1 protein-coding gene is annotated in these 223 nt (G+C 68.2%); it reads right to left on the bottom strand.

What is annotated here, in order from left to right; genetic code table 11:
* The coding region (locus SNR22_RS29270; protein WP_320069903.1) for a C39 family peptidase at nt 1–223 on the bottom strand (223 nt) is incomplete at both ends.

The following is a 223-nucleotide window of genomic DNA, read 5'->3' as shown; positions in this document are numbered from 1 at the left end:
GTTCAGGATGGGGGTGATGTCGTTGATGGAGTCGGTGCCGTTCTCGGTGGTGCGCATCTCCTTGGCCATGGCGTCGACGCTGATGGCCTTGCCCTGCACGCTCAGGGCGTTGCGGGCGGCGGCGGGGCCGCAGTAGTAGAAGTTGGGCTGGGCCTCGTAGCGGACGTCGAGCTGCCGCTCACCGGTGGGCTTACGGTCGGCCTGCACCGAGGCGACCGTGGTG

Origin of the sequence: Micromonospora sp. RTGN7, from assembly GCF_033804645.1 — a bacterium.
GTDB lineage: Bacteria > Actinomycetota > Actinomycetes > Mycobacteriales > Micromonosporaceae > Micromonospora.
The sequence above is the reverse complement of the archived record's forward strand: the minus strand, read 5'-3'. Positions and strand labels throughout refer to the sequence as shown.